At 59.2% G+C, this 23,709-nt stretch carries 20 protein-coding genes; 17 read left to right on the forward strand and 3 right to left on the reverse strand.

Features of this window, described 5'->3' with window-relative positions; translation table 11 throughout:
- Positions 1-64: 64 nt before the first annotated feature.
- The 16 genes from ribF to LVD12_RS15925 all read left to right on the forward strand — a co-directional run bounded on the left by ribF (position 65) and on the right by LVD12_RS15925 (position 18,168).
- Entirely contained in the window at positions 65-1,054 is a 990-nt protein-coding gene (gene ribF, locus LVD12_RS15845) for a bifunctional riboflavin kinase/FAD synthetase (RefSeq protein ID WP_237068685.1), read from the forward strand.
- A gap of 50 nt (positions 1,055-1,104) precedes the next feature.
- Positions 1,105-3,909 (forward strand): isoleucine--tRNA ligase, encoded by a 2,805-nt coding sequence (gene ileS, locus LVD12_RS15850; RefSeq protein WP_237068686.1) that lies wholly within the window; start codon positions 1,105-1,107, stop codon positions 3,907-3,909.
- Positions 3,902-4,432 (forward strand): signal peptidase II, encoded by a 531-nt coding sequence (lspA, locus tag LVD12_RS15855; RefSeq protein WP_237068687.1) that lies wholly within the window; start codon positions 3,902-3,904, stop codon positions 4,430-4,432. The genes ileS and lspA overlap by 8 nt, the downstream gene beginning before the upstream one ends.
- Before the next feature lie 5 nt (positions 4,433-4,437).
- Complete coding sequence (gene fkpB / locus LVD12_RS15860) at positions 4,438-4,878, forward strand: FKBP-type peptidyl-prolyl cis-trans isomerase (protein WP_237068688.1); 441 nt, start codon at positions 4,438-4,440, stop codon at positions 4,876-4,878.
- 48 nt (positions 4,879-4,926) lie between these two features.
- Positions 4,927-5,859, forward strand: a complete 933-nt coding sequence (gene ispH, locus LVD12_RS15865; protein WP_237068689.1) for a 4-hydroxy-3-methylbut-2-enyl diphosphate reductase — start codon at positions 4,927-4,929, stop codon at positions 5,857-5,859.
- Between the two features lie 262 nt (positions 5,860-6,121).
- The gene (locus LVD12_RS15870; RefSeq protein ID WP_255771978.1) at positions 6,122-6,622 is read left to right on the forward strand and encodes a GspH/FimT family pseudopilin; all 501 of its coding nucleotides are present in this window, start codon (positions 6,122-6,124) and stop codon (positions 6,620-6,622) included.
- Between the two features lie 18 nt (positions 6,623-6,640).
- Positions 6,641-7,129, forward strand: coding sequence for a type IV pilus modification protein PilV (gene pilV / locus LVD12_RS15875; RefSeq protein ID WP_237068690.1), 489 nt, complete (start codon positions 6,641-6,643; stop codon positions 7,127-7,129).
- Positions 7,130-7,132: 3 nt separating this feature from the next.
- On the forward strand, positions 7,133-8,107 hold the full coding sequence (locus LVD12_RS15880) for a PilW family protein (RefSeq protein WP_237068691.1): 975 nt from the start codon (positions 7,133-7,135) through the stop codon (positions 8,105-8,107).
- Positions 8,107-8,643 carry a pilus assembly PilX family protein gene (locus tag LVD12_RS15885; RefSeq protein WP_237068692.1) on the forward strand — a complete coding sequence of 179 codons (537 nt, stop codon included), beginning with the start codon at positions 8,107-8,109 and terminating at the stop codon, positions 8,641-8,643. Before LVD12_RS15880 ends, LVD12_RS15885 begins: the two co-directional genes overlap by 1 nt.
- A gap of 9 nt (positions 8,644-8,652) precedes the next feature.
- Positions 8,653-11,655, forward strand: a complete 3,003-nt coding sequence (locus LVD12_RS15890; RefSeq protein ID WP_237068693.1) for a PilC/PilY family type IV pilus protein — start codon at positions 8,653-8,655, stop codon at positions 11,653-11,655.
- A 292-nt stretch (positions 11,656-11,947) separates the two neighbouring features.
- Positions 11,948-12,472 (forward strand): GspH/FimT family pseudopilin, encoded by a 525-nt coding sequence (locus tag LVD12_RS15895; protein ID WP_237068694.1) that lies wholly within the window; start codon positions 11,948-11,950, stop codon positions 12,470-12,472.
- An 11-nt stretch (positions 12,473-12,483) separates the two neighbouring features.
- Entirely contained in the window at positions 12,484-12,957 is a 474-nt protein-coding gene (gene pilV, locus LVD12_RS15900) for a type IV pilus modification protein PilV (protein WP_237068695.1), read from the forward strand.
- 2 nt (positions 12,958-12,959) lie between these two features.
- Positions 12,960-14,030, forward strand: coding sequence for a PilW family protein (locus tag LVD12_RS15905; RefSeq protein WP_237068696.1), 1,071 nt, complete (start codon positions 12,960-12,962; stop codon positions 14,028-14,030).
- Positions 14,030-14,572 carry a pilus assembly PilX family protein gene (locus LVD12_RS15910; RefSeq protein WP_237068697.1) on the forward strand — a complete coding sequence of 181 codons (543 nt, stop codon included), beginning with the start codon at positions 14,030-14,032 and terminating at the stop codon, positions 14,570-14,572. The genes LVD12_RS15905 and LVD12_RS15910 overlap by 1 nt, the downstream gene beginning before the upstream one ends.
- 9 nt (positions 14,573-14,581) lie before the next feature.
- Positions 14,582-17,629 carry a PilC/PilY family type IV pilus protein gene (locus tag LVD12_RS15915; RefSeq protein WP_237068698.1) on the forward strand — a complete coding sequence of 1,016 codons (3,048 nt, stop codon included), beginning with the start codon at positions 14,582-14,584 and terminating at the stop codon, positions 17,627-17,629.
- 74 nt (positions 17,630-17,703) lie between these two features.
- Positions 17,704-18,168 (forward strand): type IV pilin protein, encoded by a 465-nt coding sequence (locus tag LVD12_RS15925; protein ID WP_305080550.1) that lies wholly within the window; start codon positions 17,704-17,706, stop codon positions 18,166-18,168.
- A 12-nt stretch (positions 18,169-18,180) separates the two neighbouring features.
- Here LVD12_RS15925 and LVD12_RS15930 read toward each other — a convergent pair whose 3' ends face one another.
- The 3 genes from LVD12_RS15930 to LVD12_RS15940 form a co-directional block, all read right to left on the reverse strand.
- Positions 18,181-18,762 carry a GspH/FimT family pseudopilin gene (locus LVD12_RS15930; protein ID WP_237068699.1) on the reverse strand — a complete coding sequence of 194 codons (582 nt, stop codon included), beginning with the start codon at positions 18,760-18,762 and terminating at the stop codon, positions 18,181-18,183.
- Positions 18,763-18,859: 97 nt separating this feature from the next.
- Complete coding sequence (locus tag LVD12_RS15935) at positions 18,860-20,266, reverse strand: sigma-54-dependent transcriptional regulator (RefSeq protein ID WP_237068700.1); 1,407 nt, start codon at positions 20,264-20,266, stop codon at positions 18,860-18,862.
- Between the two features lie 80 nt (positions 20,267-20,346).
- Positions 20,347-21,945 (reverse strand): sensor histidine kinase, encoded by a 1,599-nt coding sequence (locus LVD12_RS15940; RefSeq protein ID WP_237068701.1) that lies wholly within the window; start codon positions 21,943-21,945, stop codon positions 20,347-20,349.
- Positions 21,946-22,044: 99 nt separating this feature from the next.
- Between LVD12_RS15940 and LVD12_RS15945 the strand changes: the two genes are divergently transcribed.
- Positions 22,045-23,673 (forward strand): NAD+ synthase, encoded by a 1,629-nt coding sequence (locus LVD12_RS15945; protein ID WP_237068702.1) that lies wholly within the window; start codon positions 22,045-22,047, stop codon positions 23,671-23,673.
- Positions 23,674-23,709: the final 36 nt, after the last annotated feature.

Below are 23,709 nucleotides of genomic sequence, written 5' to 3' on the forward strand. Positions count from 1 at the left end.
ACTGACCGCCCACCCCGAATCCGCTATACTGCGGCGCTCAATTTTGTGAGGATGGGAAGGCCCCTTGGTCCAGGAGCGCGAACTGATCCGCGGGTTGCACAACCTGCGACCCCGCCACCGCGGTTGCGTGGCCACCATCGGCTCGTTCGATGGGGTGCACCGCGGCCACCAGGCGATCATTGCGCAGGTCCGCGAGCGCGCCCGCGAGCACGGTGTGCCCTCGGTGGCCATGATTTTCGAGCCCCAGCCCCACGAGTTTTTTTCCGGAGAGCGCGCACCGGCGCGCCTGATGCGGTTCAAAGAGAAGGTGCTGGCGCTGTTTGAAGCCGGCGTCGACCGGGTGCTGTGCCTGCAGTTCAACGAGCGCCTGCGCAGCCTGAGTGGTGAGGCCTTTATCCGGCAGATCCTGGTGGATGGCCTGGATATCCGTCACCTGGTGGTGGGGGACGATTTTCGCTTCGGCTGCGACCGCAGCGGTGATTACCGCTTGCTGCAGAAAGTCGGTGCCGAGGTGGGCTACACCGTGGAAGATACGGCCACCGTGGAGATCCGCGGCGCCCGGGTCAGCAGCACGCGGATCCGTCAGGCCCTGGAGGACGGGGACTTTGCCCTGGCCGAGCTCCTGCTGGGCAAGCCCTACCGGATCACCGGGCGGGTGGCCCCCGGGCGCGCCCTGGGCCGCCAGCTGGGCGCCCCGACCGCCAATGTACGGCTGCATCGTTACCGCTCGCCGCTGGTGGGCGTTTACACCGTGCGGGTGCGGGCCACCGACGGCCGTGAGTTGGCACCTGGCCGTCGCGAAATCGATGGCGTGGCCAATGTCGGCTTCCGCCCCACGGTAGAGGGCGAAGGTGCCCAGCCGCTGCTGGAGGTCAACCTGTTCGACTTTACCGGAGAACTCTACGGCCGCGAGCTGGCGGTGGAGTTCTGCCACAAGCTGAGAGACGAGGAGAAATTCGACTCCCTCGAGATTCTCAAGGCGCAGATCGCCCGGGATATCCGCGATGCGCGGGCCTGGTTTGAGCGGCATCCCCGGGCGTCGGATGCCCGCTGAATCCGCGGCCCAGCAACCAATTTCCAGTCTAGAGCTGAAGTAAATACCCAATGACCGATTACAAAGCGACACTGAACCTGCCCCATACTGATTTCCCCATGCGCGGCAACCTGCCGCAGCGGGAGCCGGCCACCCTCAAGCAGTGGCAGGAGGGCAAGCTCTACGAAAAGATCCGCGCGGCCCGTGCCGGGCGCGAGCAGTTCATCCTGCACGACGGCCCGCCCTACGCGAACGGTGATATCCATATCGGTCACTCGGTCAACAAGATTCTCAAGGACATCATCGTCAAGTCGAAGACCCTGAGCGGCTACGACGCCCCCTATGTGCCGGGCTGGGACTGCCATGGCCTGCCCATCGAACACCGGGTCGAAAAGAAAATCGGCAAGGCCGGCGCCAAGGTGGATCACCGGACTTTCCGCCAGAAGTGCCGTGAGTACGCCGCCAAACAGGTGGAAGGCCAGAAGAAAGACTTCATTCGCCTGGGGGTGTTTGGTGAGTGGGACAACCCCTACCGCACCATGGACTTCCAGTTCGAGGCGGACATCATCCGTGCCCTTGGCTGCATCGTGAACAACGGTCACCTGGCCCGCGGCTTCAAGCCGGTGTACTGGAGCGTGGTGGGCGCCTCCGCCCTGGCCGAGGCGGAAGTGGAGTACCAGGACAAGACCTCCTTCTCCATCGATGTCTGCTATCCGGTCACCGAAGAGACGGCGCTGGCCATTGCCGATGCCGCTGGTGGCCACGCCGGTGACGGCGAGCTGTCTGTGGTGATCTGGACCACCACGCCCTGGACCCTGCCATCCAGCCAGGCGATCTCCGTCAATGGCGAACTGGAATACGTGGTGGTGCAGGTGGGTGATCGCCGCCTGCTGGTGGCCGAGGACCTGAAAGATGCAGTGCTGGAGCGCGCCGGCCTTAAGGGCGAGGTGGTCGGTCGTATCCGGGGCGCGGCACTGGAACATCTGAAGGTTCATCACCCGTTTTACGACAAGACCCTGCCCATCGTGCTGGGTGATCACGTCACCACCGACGCCGGTACCGGCTGTGTGCACACCGCGCCGGACCACGGCCCGGACGATTTCCAGGTGGGCAAGAAATACGGTATCGACACGCTCAATTACGTGGACGAGAACGGTGTCTACCGGGACAGCGTGCCACTGTTCGCCGGCGAGCACGTGTACAAGGTGGATGAGAAGATCGTCGAAACCCTGAAAGAAAAGGGCACCCTGCTGCACGAGGGCAAGCTGGTGCACAGCTACCCGCACTGCTGGCGCACCAAGACGCCGCTGATCTACCGCGCCACGCCGCAGTGGTTCATCAGCATGCAGCAGAACGACCTGCTGGATCACGCGCAGAAAGCCGCCGACGCCGTGCAGTGGATCCCCGGCTGGGGCAAGGCGCGTATCGATGCCATGCTGGACGCGAGCCCGGACTGGTGTATCTCCCGCCAGCGCACCTGGGGTGTGCCCATCGCGCTGTTCGTGCACAAAGAGACCCACGAAATCCACCCGGATACCCCGGCGCTGATGGACCAGGTGGCCCAGCGTGTGGAAGAGGGCGGAATGGATGTCTGGTTCGACCTGGACCCGGCCGAGCTGCTCGGTGATGAGGCGGACCATTACCAGAAAGTGACCGACACCCTGGATGTCTGGTTCGACTCCGGCGTGACCCACTACGCCGTGCTGGAGCGCCGCGACGGGCTGCGCTTCCCCGCAGACCTTTACCTGGAGGGCTCCGACCAGCACCGTGGCTGGTTCCAGTCCTCCCTGAAAACGTCCATCGCCATCAACGACTGTGCGCCGTATAAACAGGTGCTGACCCACGGCTTCACCGTGGACGCCGAAGGACGCAAGATGTCCAAGTCCATCGGCAACACCGTGGCGCCCCAGGATGTGATCAACAAGCTGGGTGCCGATGTGCTGCGTCTGTGGGTGGCGGCCACTGACTTCAGTGGCGAGATGGCGGTTTCCGACGAGATCCTCAAGCGCACTGCGGACTCCTACCGCCGCCTGCGCAATACCGCGCGTTTCTTCCTGTCGAACCTGGCCGGTTTTGACCCGGAAAAAGACCTGCTGCCCGCACAGGAGCTGCTGGCTCTGGATCGCTGGGCGATCGACAAGGCTGCGCGCCTGCAGGACGAGATCATCGCGGCCTACGACAACTACCAGTTCCATCAGATCTACCAGAAGCTGCACAACTTCTGTGTGGTGGAAATGGGTGGTTTTTACCTCGATATTCTCAAGGATCGCCAGTACACCACCCGCGAGGACAGTGTCGCCCGGCGTTCCGCTCAGACGGCGCTGTACCACATCGTGCAGGCCTTCACCCGCTGGGTGGCACCGATCCTGAGCTTCACCGCCGAGGAACTGTGGCAGTTCATCCCCGGTAAAAAAGGTGAGAGCGTGTTCCTGGAAGAGTGGTACCCGCTGGAGAAGCTGCCGGCCGATGCGGACAAGGGCGCGCAGTTCTGGGCCGATATCGCGCAGGTCAAAACTGCTGTGAACAAGGTACTTGAGGAGCAACGTAATGCCGGCCAGATCGGCGGTTCTCTGCAGGCGGCGGTTACCCTGTATGCCGACGAGACCCTGCGGGAAAAACTCTGTGCCCTGGAAGACGAGCTGCGTTTCGTGCTGATCTGTTCCTCCACCAATGTGCAGCGTCTGAGCGACGCAGCCGGTGCACATGCAACCGAACTGGAAGGTCTCAAGGTCGATGTGCGCAAGGTGGATCATCCCAAGTGCGCCCGCTGCTGGCACTACCGCGCCGATGTCGGTTCGGTGCCCGAGCATCCGGAGATCTGTGGCCGCTGCGTGGACAACGTGGCCGGTACCGGCGAGGAGCGGCACTATGCCTGATATGTCCAAGCCCTTTTCCCTGCTGGGGCACCCCTGGCGCTGGTACTGGCTCGCGCTGGCGGTGATCGTGCTGGATATCGTCACCAAGGTGTGGGCGGTGGAACGCTTCATGTACGGCCCGGAACTACAGATTATTCCCGGGGTGCTGCAATTCACCTACGCGGAAAACTACGGTGCTGCCTTCAGCTTTCTCGCCGATGCCGGCGGCTGGCAGCGCTGGTTCTTCGGTGCGGTGGCCCTGGGTTTCAGCGTCATGGTGATCGTGTGGTTGTGGCGTCTGCCGGCCGGCAAGCGCTGGGAGCCGATTGCCCTGGCCCTGATCCTCGGTGGAGCCATTGGCAACCTGTGGGACCGCATCATGCTGGGCTACGTGCGCGACTTTATTTCCGTCTACTACGGCAGCTGGCACTTCCCGGTATTCAATGTGGCGGATATGGCCATCAGCGTCGGCGCCGCCATGCTGGTGATTGAGTTATTGTTCTTTGCCGAACCCAAAGACGCTGAGAAGAGCGCGGAAGTTTAGAGAGTATGAGTAACAACGTAATCGGTGAGCACAGCCGCGTTACCCTGCATTTCAGCCTCAAGCTGGATGACGGCAGCGAGGTGGATTCCACCTTCAAGGGAGACCCCGCTACGTTCAGCGTTGGCGACGGTAGTCTGCTGCCAGGTTTCGAGCAGGCACTGTTTGGCCTGAAGGCCGGCGATGAGGCGGAGATCGAGATCCCGCCGGAAGCCGGCTTCGGCCAGCGCAACCCGTCCAATATCCAGAAAGTGCGCCGAGACCATTTCTCCCCGGATCTGGAGTTGGAGCCGGGCCTGATGGTGTCTTTCGACAACGGCAGTGGTGAGCTACCCGGTGTCATTCGCGAAATTGGTGATGACGAGGTGACCGTGGACTTCAACCACCCGCTGGCCGGCCAGACCCTGACCTTTCACGTAAAAATCATCGAGGTGGCCTCCGTCAACTGAGCCACCGGCGGGTGTCCACTGAGTGGAACCCGAGCGAGGTAACTGACTATGCAAATCCGACTGGCAAATCCCCGCGGCTTCTGTGCCGGCGTCGACCGCGCCATTGATATCGTCAACCGCGCCCTCGATGTGTTCGGTGCGCCCATCTACGTGCGCCACGAAGTCGTGCACAACAAGTTCGTGGTCGACAGCCTGCGGGAACGCGGCGCCGTATTCGTGGATGAGCTCGCCGAAGTACCGGACGATGTGATCGTGATCTTCAGCGCCCACGGAGTGTCGAAAGCGGTACAGCAGGAAGCGGCCGACCGCGGACTGCGCGTGTTCGATGCCACCTGCCCGCTGGTGACCAAAGTGCATATGGAAGTGAGCAAGTTCAGCAGTGACGGCAGCGAGTGCATCCTGATCGGTCATGCCGGCCACCCGGAGGTGGAGGGCACCATGGGCCAGTACGACCTCAGCTCCGGTGGCGCCATCTATCTGGTTGAAGATGAAGAGGACGTGGCCAGGCTGCAGGTGAAGGATGAGAACAACCTCTCTTTCGTCACCCAGACCACCCTGTCCATGGACGATACTGCCAAGGTGATCGACGCCCTGCGTGCACGCTTCCCCAACATCCGCGGCCCGCGTAAGGACGACATCTGCTATGCCACCCAGAACCGCCAGGACGCCGTGCGCCAGCTGGCGCTGGAAAGCGACCTGGTACTGGTGGTGGGCAGCCCCAACAGCTCCAATTCCAACCGCCTGCGGGAACTGGCTGAGCGCTGCGGCGCCAGTGCCAAGCTGATCGACGGCGCCGCTGATATTGAGCCGGGCTGGCTCGAGGGCAAAAAATCCATCGGTATTACCGCGGGTGCATCGGCGCCGGAAGTGCTGGTGCAGGAGGTCATCGAGCGCCTGCAGCAACTGGGTGCCGAGCTTCCCGAGGAAATGGCGGGTCGCGAGGAAAATATCCGCTTCACGCTGCCGAAAGAGCTGCGCTGACGAGGCGTTTTGCGCCAATCCTCCCGGGGCAGGGCGGGCTTCCAATGGAGAAGTTGCCGCCCTTTTCAACCTGACGGTTCGCAGGTTCCCCGAGCAGCCCTTCACAGAACCGCCCTTCTCCAGCTTTTTTCTGTCCGTTCATCCGCCGAGAGCGACCATCGGTCCCCATTCGTTGTCTTCTACGCCACCCGAGCTTGTGTCGCTGTTATTGCCAGCGGTACAAATGGCGCTGGTCCAATGACTGGACAGGAAAGGGACAATAATGAATGGAATCTCGAAATCCGCCGGGTTTACCTTGGTGGAGCTGCTCATCACCGTGGCAATTCTGGCAATCGTGGTTGCCCTTGCCGCCCCTTCTTTTAATGATTCCATCCAGCGCAATCAGCGCATCGCCTGCGCCAACGGACTGGTGGGCGTGCTCCAGTTGGCCCGCAGTGAAGCCGTTCGCGTGGCTGCTCCCATAACCGTTACTGCGACTGCTCCATCAGGTATCGCTGGGGGCGTGACGGTTTACCGCGATCTCGATGGCGGCAGTGATGTTGATCCCGATGAGGTGATTCGGCGGACCAGCAGCTGCAATGGGCCCTCTGTTTCCGTTGCCAGCGGCAGCATCGACTTTTCCTACCTGCCTGACGGCCAGACCAGTCTGCCAGATCTGCTTGAAATCGAGATTTGCGAAAACAGCACCAGTGGCGAGACCGGGCGCAAGCTGAGTGTCCTGTCGACCGGCGTGCTCAAAAGCACGCCACTTACCTGCAGCTAGCAGCTAAAGGAGGGAGCCATGGAGGCAACCATGCACAGACAGGAAGGTGCAACCCTGATCGAGGTGCTGATTACAGTCCTGGTTATGTCAGTCGGCCTGCTCGGGCTGACAGCGACCCAGGTCGTCAGCCTCAAAAACGCCAACAATGCCAGCACCAGCTACTTTGCATCACTCACCGCCTACGACATTGCCGAACGCATGCGTATCAATCCGCTTGGGGTGGGCGCCGGGGCCTACGATGCAACAGGGGTGGATAAAGACCGTACGCCAAAGCAAACCTGCACCGCAGGTATCTGCAGTTCTCTGCAGCTGGCCGATATGGATCTGTTTGAGTGGGGCCAGATGGTTTCCGCAAACCTTCCCGGCGGAGAGGGCGCGGTGGCAGTGGACAATAATGGGGTGGCCACTATCACGCTGACCTGGTCGGGCCAACATACCGGTGAGGATCTGGGCACGGCTGCAGGCGGCGCGGAAGATCAAGCCTTTGAACTGGTCGTGGAGCTTTAGACGATGGATAGCTTGCAGAAACAGAACGGGCTTTCCCTGATAGAGCTCATGATCGCCTTGCTTTTATCGGCCATCCTGCTCATGGGTGTCCTGCAGATTTTTGATGGCAACCGCCGCACTCAGAGCCTGCAGGAGTCCCTGGCCAGGATTCAGGAAAGCGGACGTATGGCGACGGACTTGCTCACTAAAGAATTACGCGGGGCGGCTTTTGATGGATGTGTAATTAAGCCTTCATTAATGAAAAACCACACTTCACCATCCATAAGTCTATTTGAAGGCAGTATGGTGGATGGTGCTGATGGGGTTGGAGTTGGACTGATTATTGGTGACAAAACTGTTGAAGGGGGGACCGATGTCCTTCGAGTGCGCGGAGCGCGCGATGCCTGTGCAGGGATGGGCCGCGTTGACGCTGCGAACTCTGGAAGTAATCAGCTTCAGCTGCGGGGCAGCTGCCCGGGTATTGCGGCCGGCGATTACCTGATGGTTGCCAACTGTCGGGCCGGTGACATCACCTCTGTTGTCAGTGTGGCCGGCTCGCCGCCCCTACTGACGACCGACCACAGCTTTAATGCAACCTATGGCAAAGAAGCCCAGGTCTTTGAGCCCTATGTGCGCGAATATTTTATCAGTAGGGCCGATGCGGGCGGTCTGCCCGGGCTGTTTGTCAGCGAGAACGGGCAACCTGCGGAAGAGATTATGCCCGGTGTCGAGGATCTTCAGATCCTGTTCGGCCGCGATGCAGGCAACGGGGACAATATAGTGGATATCTGGGGCGGGCCGCCGGCGAACCTAGTCGAGAGTGAGCAGGTAGCTGCGATCAGGTTCCAGCTCATGGTGGCAGCGTCCGATCGGGTAGGGGCGGATGCCTTCTCATACCGTCGGCTGGGAGAAACGATAGAGACCAGTGCGCCTGACGATGGCCGCCTGCGCAAGATTTACAGTGTGCTGACCAAATTGCGTAACAGGGGGAGCCGGTAATGAGTGCTTCTTTTCCCAGACAGCGTGGCGCTGTGCTGGTCGTTTCACTGCTCGTGCTGCTGATCATGACATTGATCGGTGTCTCCGGGGCGACCAGTATCATCATGCAGGAAAAAATGACCTTCGCTTCGCGCGATGCGCAGTTGGCGCTGCAGGTGGCAGAGAGCGCTGTCCGTACCGCAGAGGAGGAGATTGAATCGCTGGTCGATATCAGCAGTTTCAATAGCAGTGGTAACGGTGGTCTCTATGTGGAAGGTGAGGCGCCGACGGACCTGTTCAATGAAGTGACCTGGGATAGTGCCAAAACTCAGGAAATTACTGTGTCGATGGAGGGGAAAACATTTCCTGCCCGTTACTTCATCGAGCTTGCGGGAGAAATCGACCCGGAAGTCATGGCCGGTAGTGTGGAGATCCATGGCAGTAACAACGTGGTAGCGACCAGCGGCAGTGTCAAGGTGTTTCGTATTGTGGCAAGAGGGCAGGGGCTCGCTAATACGCGCCGTATGCTGGTGACTTACTATGGAAAATTACTCTAGGAAAAAGATATGAATCCTTTTTCGAAGGTTTCGATCAGACCTCTCTTTTCAGTTGGTAGCTCTTTCTTTCTGAGTGTTGCCATGACGGCATCGGTACAGGCCGCTCCAGGGCCGATTGCTGATGTACCGTTGGTTACGCAGGGTGGGGCTAAACCGAATTTGATGATTCTTTTAGATTCCTCTGGCTCAATGGGGGAGGCGGGTGTCGTTAGTGGTGGTAGCCCTTTGATTGATGGGAAAACAAGGTTAGAGATTGCTCAGCAGGCAGCTACCGATCTCGTTTATAGTCTTGAGGATGGCAGTATAAGAGTAGGGTTGGCACAATTTGATGGCAGTAGCGGCGCTAGAATTATCAAGCGTCTTACACTGCTTGATCAAAATGAGAAAAATAATATCGCAAGTAAGATAGGTGGTGTGTCCGCAGGCGGGGTGACTCCATTGGCAGAGGCTGCATCCGATATCGGCCGTTACTTCACCAGTGGGTACGATGAGGAACTCCCGCTTGTGCTTCATCCAGAAAATTCATTTGGTCAAGTCGAGTCCTCAGAGAAAGTTAGTGACATATTCATACGAGAGCCGAAAATTACTGATTCTGGGTCAGCTGGTGATTCCGTTCAATTCTACTGCCAGAAAAACTTTTTTATGCTCCTTACGGATGGTTTGCCAAATGGCGATGATAGCATTGGCGATTCACTGAAAGATTATGACTCTGATTGTAGCATTGCGGATAATGGAAATTCTGATGTTGCGCCAGGAGAGGGTTCTGGAAAAGACGATAGGTATTGTCGTAGCAATGGTAGTGGGACAGATTATTTGGATGATGTCACTACTGCGATGTTCGACATGGATCTTAGGCCGGATCTTAAGGGGCCGGATTTGAATAATCCGATAAAAAACAATGTCTCTTCATACATGGTAGGTTTTGCAGAAGATTCTCTCCAGGATAATGACTTATTGACTGCTGCCGCAAGACAGGCGGGTGGAGATTATATTTATGCATCTAATAGTGAGGCTCTGCAGGGCGCTTTCAGGTCAATTTTAACTGATATTTTTTCAAAAGTTGGCGCTTCTTCAGCAGCTTCATTCAATTCAACGTCGCTGAGCAATAGCGCAGTCGTTTATCTGGCAAGTTATAATAGTGAAAGCTGGTCTGGTGGGTTGGTTGCGCAAGAGATGAATGCCGATGGTACGTTGAAGCCGGGTGAAAAATGGCGTGCAGAAGACATTCTCGATGATTTGAAGCCAGAGGACAGGCTTATCCTTACGTACAAGGGTGGCAAGGGGGTAAGTTTCACCGATACCGTTCTGGGCTCAGAAAGTCCCGATATTCTTGATCAAGACCTTGGTGCTGATGATGGTCTTGCGGAGAAGAGACTTGCTTATATACGTGGTGTTCGTGCCTCTGAAACCGACGGTACTAATTTTCGACGTCGAGCCACCCGGCTTGGGGATATTGTACATTCGACTCCCACATTTGTGGGGGTTCCGAATTTTGATTACCCGAACTCCGAACCCTTTGGAAGTGGTCTGGCTCCTTACTCCAAGTTCGTCGAGAGTCAATCTGCTCGTAAGTCGGTAGTCTATGTCGGGGCAAATGACGGCATGCTACATGGCTTTGATGCCGAGAGCGGGGAAGAGTTGATTGCCTATGTTCCCGAACTGCTGATCAGTGCAGCACAAAAAGAGGGTTTGCATTATCTGACGAGCCAGGACTACGGCCACAAGTATTATGTGGATCTGACGCCGACCGTCGCGGATGTATTTTTTGATGATGAGTGGCATACCGTGCTGGTCGGTGGGCTTGGCGCTGGTGGCAAAGGCTACTTTATGCTGGATATTACCGATCCAGCAGACTTTTCAGCGGAAAACGCTGAATCGATCGTTCTTGACGAATTTGGGGCTGACGATCCCGACATGGGACTGTCATTCAGTCGTCCCAAGATTGCCCTGCTGAATAACGACCGTTGGGCGGCCATTTTCGGTAACGGTTACAACAGCGACAGCGGCGAAGCAGTGCTCTATGTCTACTATTTCGACAACGGGGATGTGCTCAGGCTGCGTACTGGCAAAGGCACAGTGGACGACAAAAACGGCCTCTCGACACCCTCCCTCGCTGATGTGGATGGCGACGGTGTGGTTGATCGGGTCTATGCAGGCGATGTGCAGGGTAATCTCTGGACGTTCGACCTGTGCGACACAGACTCGATTGTTTGTAAAGACTGGGAAGATGTGAGCGAGGAGCCGCTCGGAGAGTTGCTCTTTTCCACCGGTGGCGAGCCCATTACGTCAGCGCCCCGGATCGCACGCAATACTGACAAGTCGGGTAACAATAGCCTCTCTCCGAACCTCTTGGTTCTTTTTGGGAGCGGTCAATACCTCAACGGTTCCGATCTACTGGACACCAAGGGAACCGCTTATTATGGCGTGTGGGATAAGGGGCACAGGGGGCTGGATTCCTCTGATCTCGCTATCAGAAGTATTGTGCTGGATAGTGGCCTGAGGCGAGTGGCTGGCTCGCCGGTAGACTGGTCGACGCAGTATGGCTGGAAAATTCCCCTATCAAATGGCAGTGGTGAGATAGGTGACAGCACAGTTATTGGCGGCGAGAGGGTGGTGACAGAGTCTCTGCTGCTGGGTTCAGTCTTATTCTTCAATACCGCGATCCCGAGCACCGCCGTCTGCTCCTCCGGTGGCACGGGTTACCTGATGAGCGTTGACTTCCGCTCCGGCCTCGCTCCGAGAGTTCCGGTCTTCGATGCCAACAACGACGGTGTCATTGATGACGCGGATAAGGGTTTTGTCGGTGAGCTTCCATCGAGTCTCGGTAATATCGGCAATGACAGCGTCGGGGGCGAGCCTGGTATTCCCACTGCCCCGGCAGTGGTGTCGAACGATGATGGCAGCGGCAAGCTCTGTATCAATGTCAACGGGGCTGCTGTCTGCGGTGATCGCCAGTGGTACGTGGGCAGCCGGGAAGGGCGGCTGTCCTGGCAGGAGCTGACCCCCTACTAGAGCAATCCCTTTTTCGTAGGACGGTCCGGGGCTGGCACAGAGCAGGCCCCGGGCAGTTTTTCGGGCCCCATCGGGGCCTTTCTGCTTTTTTGTCCTATTCCCCACGACAAATGCGGACCGGTTCTCACCCGACTGGGCGTCGATATGCCGCTTGTCGGGAGGAATTTGCCGCTCGTCGATCGGTCTTTTTAGTCAAATTCATTTAAGTTTCCCTCGGTTAGAATGCATTCCGCCGTCACTTAAGGACAAGGGGCGGCGCGTTGTGTCATGTTTCGGAAATGGGTCAACCGCGATGTTAACTTTTCGTGCCGGTCAATCTGGCTTCACCCTGGTTGAGCTGATGATGGTAGTGGCGATCCTCGCCATCGTCATGAGTATCGGGGTGCCCTCGTTCAATTCCATGATCAAGAACAACCGCCTGTCTGCAGCGTCGAACGACATTGCCGGCGCGCTGCATTATGCCCGCTCGGAAGCCGTGCGGCGCGGGCGTAATGTGCAGGTGGAGGCTCTCGACAACAACCTCGCCAACGGTCTGCGTGTCTGGTTCGATGAAAATAACGATGGTGGCTTCGATGCCGGTGAAGAACTCCGCGTAGTGCGCCTTCCCGCGGCTTCCGGCCTGGTCATAAAAGGCCAGGTCGACAGCACGACAAAGACTGACATCGATATGAGCTACAGCCCCCGGGGCGCGGTCAATGGCGCTGGCAATGTGATGGAAGTCACCCTCTGTGATGACCGCGCCGGTAACCATGGAAAGCAACTCCGATTGCTGGCTTCCGGAGTGCTGCGCGCTTCCGCCGGCCTGGCCTGTAACTGAGGGGAAGCGAGATGAAGCAGCAATCTGGTGCAACCATGATCGAGGTGCTGGTGACCATCCTGGTGCTGGCCGTCGGCCTGCTGGGGCTTTCCGCCACCCAGGTCATGAGCCTCAAGAACGGCAACAATGCCCACCACCGCTATATGGCCGCGCTCGCGGCACACGAAATGGCGGAACGACTGCGGGCGAATCCGGACGGTCTCGAGCTCGGCAGCTACGACGGCAAGACAGTGGATGGCAGTGAAACCGAGCCCGGCTGTGGTGAGACTCTGAGCTGTACCGCTACCGACCTGGCCAACCTCGATCTTTATGACTGGGGACAGGTCATTGATGCCAACCTGCCAGCCGGTACCGGTGCGATCACCCGGGCGGGTCGCACGGTCACCCTGACTGTGAGCTGGAACGAACAACATACCGGGGCGGACCGCGGCACGGCTGCGGGCGGAACCGACAATTCCTCCTTTGAGATGGTCGTGGAGCTGTAAGAATGAAGTTGATTGCCAGGCAGCGAGGCCTGTCCCTGATCGAGCTGATGATCGCGATCCTATTGAGCGCGATGCTGCTCTGGGGCGTACTGCAGATTTTTGACAGCAACCGCAACACCATGCAGATGCAGACTGCCTTTGCCCGGGTCCAGGAAAGCGGCCGCTTTGCCATGGACCTGATGACCAAGGAAATCCGCATGGCAGATTACTGGGGTTGTGTGCCGGATGAGAGCGCCATCCAGAACCATCTGGACACCAATGACGCTGACTACACCAGCGCCCAGGACCTTTACAACCAGATCGGTACCAACGGTGTGCTCGGTGAGGACAATGTCAGCGGCCTGACCATTGGTGCCAAGGATGTGATCGACGGTACCGATACGCTGACGTTGCGGGGGTCGGACGACGCCTGCGGCGGTGCCGGTCGCATGGTGCCGAGTATCCAGGCCGCTGCGCTCCATGTCAGCGCTTCCTGTGAGGTGGATGCCGGCGATGTTGTCCTGCTGACCAACTGTCAGAGCGGCGAGCTGATGACCATCACCTCGGTGCAGGGGGAGGGTGGCTGTATCAATTCCGGTGCGGTGAGTAACTCCAACGCCAACAAAAAGACCATCACCCATAACACCGGTAACTGCAACCTGACTGGTGCAGTCGATAACGCGACCAAAACCTTACAGCAGCAGTACGGTGCTGATGCGCGGATCCTGAAACCCTACGAACGCACTTACTTTATTGCCGAGGGTACCGGTGGCCCGTCCCTGTATATCTCCGCCACCGGCACCGGCGTGCAGGAACTGGTACCGGGTATCGACGATATGCAGGTCCTCTACGGCCGCGATAACGACAATGATGACGTGGTGGATGGCTGGACCTCCGCTGCGGGCCTTACAGCGGCGCAGATGGAAGAGGCGATTGCGGTAAAAATCCAGCTGGTGGTTGCCAGCGATAGTGCCGTGCGTGCCGACGACCTGACCGTGACCGATCTCGACGGTGTGGATACGACCTACAGCGACGGCAAGTTGCGCAAGGTATACCTGAGCACGGCCAAGATCCGCAATCGGGGGAGAATGTAATGCGAGTCTTATCCCAACAGAAGGGTGCGGTCCTGGTAGTCAGTTTGATCGTGCTGCTGGTCCTGACCCTGATCGGTGTCTCGGCGGCCCGCACGGTGTTGCTGGAAGAGAAGATGACCTTTGCCTCCCGGGACGCCAAAGTAGCGCTCGAAGTGGCGGAGGCGCTGGTGCGGCAGGGCGAGCAGTATATCGATGGGATTTCCACCACCGGCGAATTCGGCGACCAGAACCAGAAATGGCTGCACGCCGAGGGAGATGCCCCGGACGACCTGCTGGCAGAAGCCACCTGGACTGACAATACATCCCGTTCTTTTACGGTGCCGATGAAGGATTCTAAAGGCAATCCATTGTCGGGACGCATGTATATCGAGATTGCCGGTAATGCCGACAAAGAAGACCCGGCAGACAGTATTACCGTAGGTGGTTACGGTCAGACGACCGGCGGCGGTGAGGTAAAGGTTTTCCGCATCATAGCGCGGGGCCAGGGGCTCAATGACACCACCAGTCGTGTCATCGTCAGTCATTACGGTAAGCGCTTCTAGGAAGGATTCATGAACAACAAAATACTGAAAAACTTTGCTTTGAAGCCGCTCCTGTGTGGACTGTGCGGTTTCTCTTTCACTTTCTCGACCTGCGTCAGTGCAGAACCACTGAAGCTCTCCGATGCCCCGCTGCAGGCTACCGGCAAGGTTGAGCCCAACCTGATGATCCTGATGGACTCGTCAGGTTCCATGGCCTACTACCTTGATAGCACTGATAAGGCATTGAATCCCTTGGATAGTCGCCTCCATATCGCCAAAGAGGCCGCGAAAACCGTCGTGCGTGGTATTGGCGACATGCGTGTTGGTCTGGCGCAGTTCAATGGTGGCGAAGGCGCGACCATCCTGAAAGGGCTGACCAGTATTGGCGATGAAGGAGTGCGGAATGGCCTCATTCAGGAGATTGATAAGATTACTGCTAATGGCAGCACGCCGCTGGCAGAAGCCCTTTCCGATATCGGCCGTTATTATATTGAGGGCTATCCGAATCAGACAGTTACGGTCTACCGTAGCCAGCCCGGCAAAGAGCAGGACATTTCTGCCAGCGCTATCCTCAATGTGGAGCCGAATTACGCTACCGGTGTGGCGAAACCGGGTACCGGTGACAGTGCGGCCATCAAGCAGTACTGTCAAAAGAACTTTGTACTGGCGCTGACGGATGGCATCCCCAATGAGGACTCAGCGCGGAACCAGTACCTGCGCAATTATGACAATGATGGTAATTCCGAGGATGCCGATGCCCTCGATGATGTAGCAAAAGCGCTTTACGACATCAACTGGCGACCTGACTTGGTGAATCCGAACGACCCGGATCACAAAAATAACATTGTCAGCTACTTCGTGGGGTTTGCCGATCCGGTACTCGCCGACAACCAGCTGTTGAAGGATGCCGGTAACCAGGGCGGTGGCAGCTATCAGTTTGCGGACAGCGCCAGCAGCCTGGTTTCCTCCCTGAATGATGCCGTTAATGCGATCTCAAACTCTATTGGTACCCAGGCATCAGTTGCATTCAACTCTACGTCGCTGGATATCGGCTCGGTTATCTATTCGGCGAAGTTTGATACCTCGGACTTCAGTGGTCGCCTTTACGCTCGATCACTGAACCCGGAAACCGGCCGCATCTCTACCACACTGTGGGAAGCCTCTGAGAAGCTCTCGGATGAAAGCTCATCCACCCGTGAGATCCTCACCTACTTCAATGGGCAGGGTGTGCCGCTGACCGGTGCAACATCCGGTGTGGATCGTGACCCGGATTCTCCCCATGAGGGCGATCTCAACTTCAACGATGGCACTGGTACCGCTGACGGGGCCTGGACCGATCGTCTGAGCTACCTGCGGGGCGATACGTCCAATGATGGCCTGAATGGCTATCGCCAGCGCGGTACTTTCTCCTCGCTGCTGGACGGCTTCACCGGCCCCAAGCTGCTTGGCGACATCGTGCACTCCACGCCTATTTATGTGGGTAAACCAGAGTTGAACTGGCCGGCCAGTTTTGGTGGCAACAATAACAACGAAAAGTACGAGCAGTTCAAAATCGACAATGCGTCCCGCACACCCATGGTTTACGTCGGTGCTAATGACGGCATGCTGCATGGCTTCAATGCGGAAACTGGCGAGGAGGTATTCGGCTACGTCCCGTCACTGGTTCTGGACACTGCAAGGTATGAAGGCCTGCATTCTTTCACCAGTAGTGAGTACAGCCACAACTACTATGTCGATCTGACGCCGACGATTTCGGATATTTATATCGATCCGACGGGTGCTAATGGCAATCAGAAAGAGTGGTTGTCTGTCCTGGTCGGAGGCTTGCGCGGTGGCGGCAAGGGCTACTTTGCCCTCAATGTGACCGACCCGACAAAGCTCAATGAGGCCAACGCTGACAATGTTGTGATGTGGGAATTTGATGGTGCATCTGATGCCGCCAACCTGGGTCATTCCTATTCCGAGGCACAGATTGCCAAGCTCAACAACGGCAAGTGGGCCGTGATTTTCGGTAATGGCTACAACAGCGACAACGGTGGGGCGGGTCTGTTTATCGTGTTTATCGATGCAGGTATCGACGGTAACTGGACTGCCGGTGAGTGGAAGTATATCCCCACCGGGGAAGGCACCGATGCCACAGGCCGTAAGAATGGCCTTTCTTCCCCGCGCCTGATCGACCTGAATGGCGATAGTCTGGTGGATCGTGTCTACGCCGGAGACCTGATGGGTAACATGTGGTCGTTCGACCTCTCTGCGACCGCAGACACTGGTTGGGGCGTTTACGGCAACAAGCCCCTGTTCAGTGCCGGCGGTATGGCCGGCCAACCGGCCGCCGCGATCATGGCTGCCCCGCTGGTGGCCCGCAATACTGCGGTGAGCGGCAGTGGTGCCAATGTGCTGGTCATGTTCGGTACCGGCCAGTACCTGAACTCGGGTGACCTGTCGGATGATACGGCCGGCGGTTTCTATGCGGTCTGGGACAACGACTACACCCTCGGCGCCAACTCGGTGGTGGCCGCAGACCTGGCCACCCGGGAGCTCGCCTTCGATGGCACTGCCCGCAAGGTCAATTACGACAGCCTGAATACGGAGACACTGGACTGGACAACGCATCAGGGCTGGAAGATCCCACTGGATACCGGCGATGTGGACGGTACCGGCTACGCTGGCGAGCGGGTCATTTCCTCGCCGACCCTGCGCCGCAACACCCTGTTCTTCAGCACCGTCAGCCCCAACCCCCAGCCCTGTGCCTCCAGTGGCAGCGGCTATCTCATGAGCCTGGATTTCCGCACCGGCGAAGCCAATGATGATGCCGTTGCCGATTTCAACAACGACGGTTCCATCGATGCGAAGGACGATGGTTATGTCGGTATGGCTTTCAACGGCTGTGTGGGCGGCTCATGTGATGGGGAAGGTGGTAATGGCGGCAGTGACCCCGGCATGCCGGGCCAGTCGGGCTTTATCGGCGATGTGCGCTGTACACCGGGCAGCAGTGGCGATGTAATATGTGATGACATCGATGTGGGTGACGAGGAGCGGGAAGGGCGCCTGGCCTGGGAGGAGTTCTCTCCCAGGTAACATGTTGACGGCAGTCTTTCAGGATGCGGGCTGGAAGTGCAGCCCGCTCAGGATACAAAACGGTAGACTTGAAGATGATAAAAACACAACGTGGCTTTACCCTGATCGAGCTGATGATCGTTGTGGCGATCGTGGCCATCCTCGCCGCAGTCGCCTGGCCGTCTTACCAGAATCAGGTGCGCTCAACCAACCGGGCGGATGCGCAGGGTGCCCTGATGGGGCTGGCGCAGGCGATGGAGAGGCACTTTACCCAAAACGGCAACTACCTTGAGGCAGCAGCAGGTGGTGCCGATGATGGGGCTCCAGCTATTTTCCCTACCCAGTCGCCGCTGGATGGCAGTAACAAGTCCTACAACCTGACCATTGATGTCAGCGATGAGGGGGATAGCTATGAGTTGTTTGCTACTCCCATCGCAGGCACAGTTCAAGCCAGCGATGGCCCCCTCAGGCTGAGCTCCAGCGGCGAAAAGGCCTGGGATCGTGATAACGATGGTTTCGACGATCCGGGCGACCTCTGCTGGAACAAGACCTGCAGTTAACCGATCCCCGCCTCATTTTGCAGCGGTGCAGGAGAGATTCTCACCGCTGCCATTCTCTACTATCCCATCGCCATCATTGTCCCTGCCTGAATAGGGCCTCCCCATCGCGTTCAGTACGATGATCCATCCGTATTTTCCATTGCCGTCTGGTGGGCAATAGCTGAAGTTACCACTCTGGTTACGGGTCAGGCCATTGGGGCGGAACTGGAGGTAAGGTTTGTTGCCAAAGCTCGCCCATGCCAGTGAGGCTCCCTCAGGTAAAGGTTCCATGACCCGTTCGATCTGCTCGTCGCTGCTGCGAGAGCCATCGCCATTGGTGTCTGCGAACAAGAGTGCGCCGCGGGCCCAGTCACCGCTGCAGCTTTGATGATCGGCGCTGCCGCAAAGGGTGAACGTCTCACCATGGCCGTAGGCTTTGCTGCGGCTCAGGGCAATCAGGTCGAAGAGCGCCTGCCGCTGGACTTCTGCCCGATAGCGTTTGAGAAAGTCACCCATTGGCGGTGCTGCCAGCGAGATGATAATCGCCATGATACTGAGCACGAGCATCAGCTCGATCAGTGTGAATCCCCGAATATTTTTTATTATTTTTTCCATTGTGAAGTCCTCCATCCGTGAGGGGACTCCAGCATAAACAACCGGGCTCAGAAGCCAATCACAGGCGCTTACAGCACCATTGTGCCAAGTGGCCGGATCAGTCTTCGAGGCCGAGTTTTTTCAGGCGGTAGCGCAGGGAGCGGAAGCTGATACCCAATTTCTGTGCCGCCGCGGTACGGTTCCAGCGGGTATCCTGCAGGGCACTCTCGATGGTCTGTCGCTCGATACTCTCCAGGAATTCATCCAGGGAGCCGTAGTGACCGGTCTCGAACTGGCCCTGGTATTGTTCATGCGAGTTCGGCAGTGCCTCTGCCGGTTGCGGACGGGTAGCGGGTTTGCTCGGGGCGGTGGCAGCGTCCTGGTCGAGGTTCAAGTCCTCTACCTGGATAAAGCCTTCCTCACAGAGGGTAAAGGCCCGCTCGAGGATGTTCTCCAGTTGACGCACATTGCCCGGGAAGGAGTATCGCTGCAGGGCGCCCACCGCGCCGGGGGCGAGTTCGGGTGGGGCTGTGCCGGCACTCTTGGCAATGCGCCGCAGGATGGTATCTGCCAGCAGGGGGATATCACCGGCCCGCTCCCGCAACGGTGGTACCTGAATCTCGATCACATTGATACGGTAATAGAGGTCACTGCGGAAGCGGCCCTCGGCCACTTCCCGGGCCAGGTCCCTGTGCGTCGCACATAATATCCGCACATCCACAGCCACTTCCTGGCTTGCCCCGATGGGTCGCACCGCTTTCTCCTGAATCGTCCGCAGTAATTTGACCTGCATGGGTAGCGGCAGGTCTGCCACTTCGTCCAGGAACAGGGTGCCGCCGGCAGCACTCTGGAACAGCCCGGGCTTGTCGCGGTGGGCGCCGGTAAAGCTGCCTTTCTTGTGCCCGAAGAATTCACTTTCCATCAGCTCCGAGGGAATCGCCCCGCAGTTGACGGCGATGAAGGGTTGCTCCGCCCGTGGTCCCTGCAGGTGGATGGAGCGGGCCGCCAGCTCCTTGCCGGAACCCGACTCGCCGCTGATATAGATTGGCGCATCACTGCGAGCCACTTTGGCAATCTGTGCCCGCAGCTTACGCATCAGCGGCGCCTCGCCCAGCAGCAGGCGGGGCGCAGAGGGTGCGCTGCGCTCGTCACGCTCGCGGTTGAGCCGCAGTGCGAGCTGCACGAGGCTGCGCAGGCGCTCCAGGTCCACCGGCTTGCTGACAAAATCGAAAGCGCCCAGTTTCAGGGCGCTGATGGCGGTATCGGTATTGCCGTGGGCGGTGATGACCGCCACCGGCAGCTGGCCGTCCAGTTCGCGCTGGATCACCTCGACCAGCTCCAGGCCGTCCCCATCGGGCAGGCGCATGTCGGTGAGGCAGAAGTGGTAGCTATGTTCTGCCAGCAGGCGGCGTGCGTCAGCCAGAGAAGTGGCCGTGTGGCAGAGCACGTCCATACGCTGCAGCGTCAGCGTCAGGAGTTCACAGATATCCGGTTCGTCATCGACGACCAGTGCCAGTGGTTGCATGGTTCCGGTACTTTTATTCTTGATTCCGTGAAGTGGGCGATTATGACAGAGAATCGGCCAGAATTGGCGGCTACTGCCGCTCAGTGAACAATCCCTTCCACCGGAGCGAACTCGACCCGGAAACAGCTGCGCTCGTGGCGATCCCGGCAGTGCGTCAGGGTAATCTGGTTGGCTTCCCCCAGTTCGCGGGCGATGTACAGGCCGAGGCCGCTGCCGCCCTGGCCGGTAGTAAAAAAGGGCTCGAATATCTGGTCCAGGTGCTCCGGCGGTACCCCCGGGCCCTGGTCACTGATGTCGAGTACCGCGCAGTCCCGCTGCGGATGACGATAGACTTCGAGCCCGAGCCAGCGGTGCCCGCCGTGCAGCCAGGAATGATGCAGGGCGTTGTTACATAGGTTGGTGGCGATCTGCCCCAGCTGATACGTGTCGCACCGGGCCCGGATTTCCCCATCCGGCAGCTCCAGCTCGATGGTGGTGTCATCCGGGGCGCCGGCGCGGAAGTCGGCCACGAACTGCTCGATCCAGAGGCTCAGGTCCAACAGGCGCGGTTCTGCCGGCTGGCGGCGCGACAGCTGCATCACGTTCTCCACGATCTGGTTCACCCGCAGGCTGTGACGGCAGATGATGTCCACCAGGTGGCGATCCTCGTCCCCGAGCTGGGGGGATTCGGACAGCAATTGGGCGGCGTGACTGATGGCCCCGAGGGGGTTGCGGACCTCATGCGCGATGGAGCCGGTGAGGTGGCCCAGGGAAGCGAGTTTCAGTTTCTGCGCTGCCTCCGCCAGCTTGCGGTTGTCCTCCACCAGCAGCAGGGTGCTGTTGCCCTGCTCCCGGGGCAGGTTGGTGAGGTTTACCCGGAGTTCATCGCCGTTTTCACCCTGTAGCAGCGGGCTCGCATGCGTTGGGTTCTTGCGCCAGTCGCGCACCAGGGTGTGCAGCGCACTCTGGCCACTTGCGCCGGACTGCAGTCGATCACCCAGCAGTCGCTGTGCTGCCCGGTTCACCAGCTCCGGGTTGTTGGCGGAGTCCAGCACCAGTACGCCGGTGCGCATGCGCTCGACGATCTGCTGTGCCAGACGCTGCAGGTGTGCCGCCTGTCGGCTTTGCTGGTCGGCCCGCAGCGTGGCGCTGCGGATACGGCCGGACAGGTACTGCAGTGCGCTGACAGTGGCGAACAACAGAATACCGAGGCTGCCGGCGGCGACAATGTCCTGGGTATCGGCGACCCCGCTCAGCAGACCGTACAGCTGCTGGCCGATGACGGCCATGCTGGCGACGGCGGCGAAAAACGCCCCCATGCGACGGTCCAGCAGCATGGAACCCACCGAGCAGTTGATCAGTAACAGGTAGCCAAGGCCCGAATTCAGCCCCCCGCTGGCCTGGATCAGGATCAGGAGGGTGAGGATGTCACAGCCGAGGATTACGCCTACCTGTCCGGTGCTGGTGCGGTAGTGGTTGCGGCGCAGGTGAAGCAGCCAGCCGATGTTGAGTGCGCAGTAGGCGACTACCGTGTTCAGGTATAGCGCGGGTGCGGAGTTGCCCACGGCGCCGCGGCCGAATTCCGAGTTGAAGATGCCGAGCAGGATCAGCGCGATGGCGACCCGGTAGTAGGCGTAAATGCGCAGCAGCTCGTGGTGTTGCAGGGGCTGGCTGCTGGCGGTGGGGGCGGTGCTGCTCACAGTGGCAATCCGGGGATTTATTGTCGTTATGCTGCTGGCCGGTGCTGACGGCGTCCGGCTCGCGGTACAATTGCGGTCTGTATGGACCGAGGTGAGAAGATGTCTACTTTGCAGCTAGTGCTGGCACAAATCAATTCCCTGGTGGGGGATATCCCCGGCAATACGGAGCGCGTGATCGACACTGCCCGCGAGGCCCACCGGGAACACGGTGCCGACCTGGTGATGTTCCCGGAGCTGACCCTGTGCGGTTACCCGCCGGAGGACCTGCTGCTGCGCCCGAGTATGCAGCGGCGCATTGACGCGGCGCTGGCGCAGCTCAAAGCGGCTGCGCTGCCATGCGCGGTACTGATCGGTTATCCGCGGGTGGTGGCCGGGGCCGTATTCAACATGGCGGGCTTGCTGGTGGACGGCGAACTGGTGGCCGAATACGCCAAGCAGAAGCTCCCCAACTACCAGGTATTCGATGAGCTGCGCTATTTCGTTGCCGGGGACAAACCCTGCGTGGTGGACATTGCCGGCATTCCGACGGCCATCACCATCTGCGAAGACATCTGGCATCCCCAGCCTGTGGCCCAGGCTGCGGCGGCGGGCGCAAAGCTGATGCTCAACATCAATGCTTCGCCCTTTCACCGCGGTAAGGCGCAGGAGCGGCTGGAACTGCTGGGTGCCCAGGCGCGGGCCGGCAAAATGCCCATCGTTTACGTCAACTGGGTAGGCGGCCAGGACGAACTGGTGTTTGACGGCGGCTCCTTCGCCGTGGACAGCCAGGGTAAGCTGGCGGTGCGCGCACCGGAATTCACCGAGAAGCTGCTGCCACTGACGGTGGAGCACAGTGATGGCGCGGTGTCGCTGCGGCCCGGAGAGATCACCCCGGCCCAGGAGGATCTCGCCTCCGTCTACCAGGCCCTGGTGCTGGGCGTGCGGGACTACGTCAACAAGAATGGCTTCAACGGTGTCGTGCTGGGTCTTTCGGGCGGTATCGATTCGGCCCTGACCCTGGCCATTGCAGTCGATGCGCTCGGCAGTGACCGCGTCGAGGCGGTGATGATGCCGTTCCGCTACACCTCGGAACTGAGCCGCAACGACGCCGCGGACCAGGCCCAGCGCCTCGGAGTCCACTACCGGGTCATCAGCATCGAATCCATCTTCGATGCCTTCATGAGTGCGCTGGCCAGTGAGTTTGAGGGGCTGGAGCGGGATACCACGGAAGAAAACCTGCAGGCCCGCTCCCGCGGGGTGCTGCTGATGGCCATCTCCAACAAGAAGGGCGCCATGGTGCTGACCACCGGGAACAAGAGTGAGATGGCGGTGGGTTACGCGACGCTCTACGGCGACATGGTGGGTGGCTACAACGCGCTCAAGGATGTGCCCAAGACACTGGTCTATGCGCTTTCCCGTTATCGCAACACCCTGTCGGAGGTGATTCCGGAGACCGTCATCACGCGGCCGCCCAGTGCCGAGCTGGCGCCGGACCAGGTGGATTCCGACAGCCTCCCGGATTACGACGTCCTCGACCAGATCCTGCACCTGTATGTGGACCAGGATATGAGTGCCGCCGAGATCGTGGCCGATGGCTTCGAGCGCGAGGTGGTCGAGCGGGTGGTGAGGCTGGTCGACCGCAATGAGTACAAGCGGCGCCAGTCGGCGGTGGGAGTGCGTATCTCCCGGCGGGGCTTCGGCCGCGACCGGCGCTATCCGATTACCAATGGCTGGAAGGCCGGGGAGTAACCCGCGGCGGTTGCATAAAAAAACGGCGCCTTATGG

The sequence above is a fragment of the Microbulbifer guangxiensis genome (genome assembly GCF_021729075.1).
GTDB lineage: Bacteria > Pseudomonadota > Gammaproteobacteria > Pseudomonadales > Cellvibrionaceae > Microbulbifer > Microbulbifer guangxiensis.

Excerpts from the sequence above, each read along its gene's own strand:
- ileS (WP_237068686.1), top strand. The coding sequence starts at position 1,105 with ATGACCGATTACAAAGCGACACTGAACCTGCCCCATACTGATTTCCCC.
- lspA (WP_237068687.1), top strand. The coding sequence starts at position 3,902 with ATGCCTGATATGTCCAAGCCCTTTTCCCTGCTGGGGCACCCCTGGCGC.
- fkpB (WP_237068688.1), top strand. The coding sequence starts at position 4,438 with ATGAGTAACAACGTAATCGGTGAGCACAGCCGCGTTACCCTGCATTTC.
- ispH (WP_237068689.1), top strand. The coding sequence starts at position 4,927 with ATGCAAATCCGACTGGCAAATCCCCGCGGCTTCTGTGCCGGCGTCGAC.
- LVD12_RS15870 (WP_255771978.1), top strand. The coding sequence starts at position 6,122 with ATGAATGGAATCTCGAAATCCGCCGGGTTTACCTTGGTGGAGCTGCTC.
- pilV (WP_237068690.1), top strand. The coding sequence starts at position 6,641 with ATGGAGGCAACCATGCACAGACAGGAAGGTGCAACCCTGATCGAGGTG.
- LVD12_RS15880 (WP_237068691.1), top strand. The coding sequence starts at position 7,133 with ATGGATAGCTTGCAGAAACAGAACGGGCTTTCCCTGATAGAGCTCATG.
- LVD12_RS15885 (WP_237068692.1), top strand. The coding sequence starts at position 8,107 with ATGAGTGCTTCTTTTCCCAGACAGCGTGGCGCTGTGCTGGTCGTTTCA.
- LVD12_RS15890 (WP_237068693.1), top strand. The coding sequence starts at position 8,653 with ATGAATCCTTTTTCGAAGGTTTCGATCAGACCTCTCTTTTCAGTTGGT.
- LVD12_RS15895 (WP_237068694.1), top strand. The coding sequence starts at position 11,948 with ATGTTAACTTTTCGTGCCGGTCAATCTGGCTTCACCCTGGTTGAGCTG.
- pilV (WP_237068695.1), top strand. The coding sequence starts at position 12,484 with ATGAAGCAGCAATCTGGTGCAACCATGATCGAGGTGCTGGTGACCATC.
- LVD12_RS15905 (WP_237068696.1), top strand. The coding sequence starts at position 12,960 with ATGAAGTTGATTGCCAGGCAGCGAGGCCTGTCCCTGATCGAGCTGATG.
- LVD12_RS15910 (WP_237068697.1), top strand. The coding sequence starts at position 14,030 with ATGCGAGTCTTATCCCAACAGAAGGGTGCGGTCCTGGTAGTCAGTTTG.
- LVD12_RS15915 (WP_237068698.1), top strand. The coding sequence starts at position 14,582 with ATGAACAACAAAATACTGAAAAACTTTGCTTTGAAGCCGCTCCTGTGT.
- LVD12_RS15925 (WP_305080550.1), top strand. The coding sequence starts at position 17,704 with ATGATAAAAACACAACGTGGCTTTACCCTGATCGAGCTGATGATCGTT.
- LVD12_RS15930 (WP_237068699.1), bottom strand. The coding sequence starts at position 18,762 with ATGGAAAAAATAATAAAAAATATTCGGGGATTCACACTGATCGAGCTG.
- LVD12_RS15935 (WP_237068700.1), bottom strand. The coding sequence starts at position 20,266 with ATGCAACCACTGGCACTGGTCGTCGATGACGAACCGGATATCTGTGAA.
- LVD12_RS15945 (WP_237068702.1), top strand. The coding sequence starts at position 22,045 with ATGTCTACTTTGCAGCTAGTGCTGGCACAAATCAATTCCCTGGTGGGG.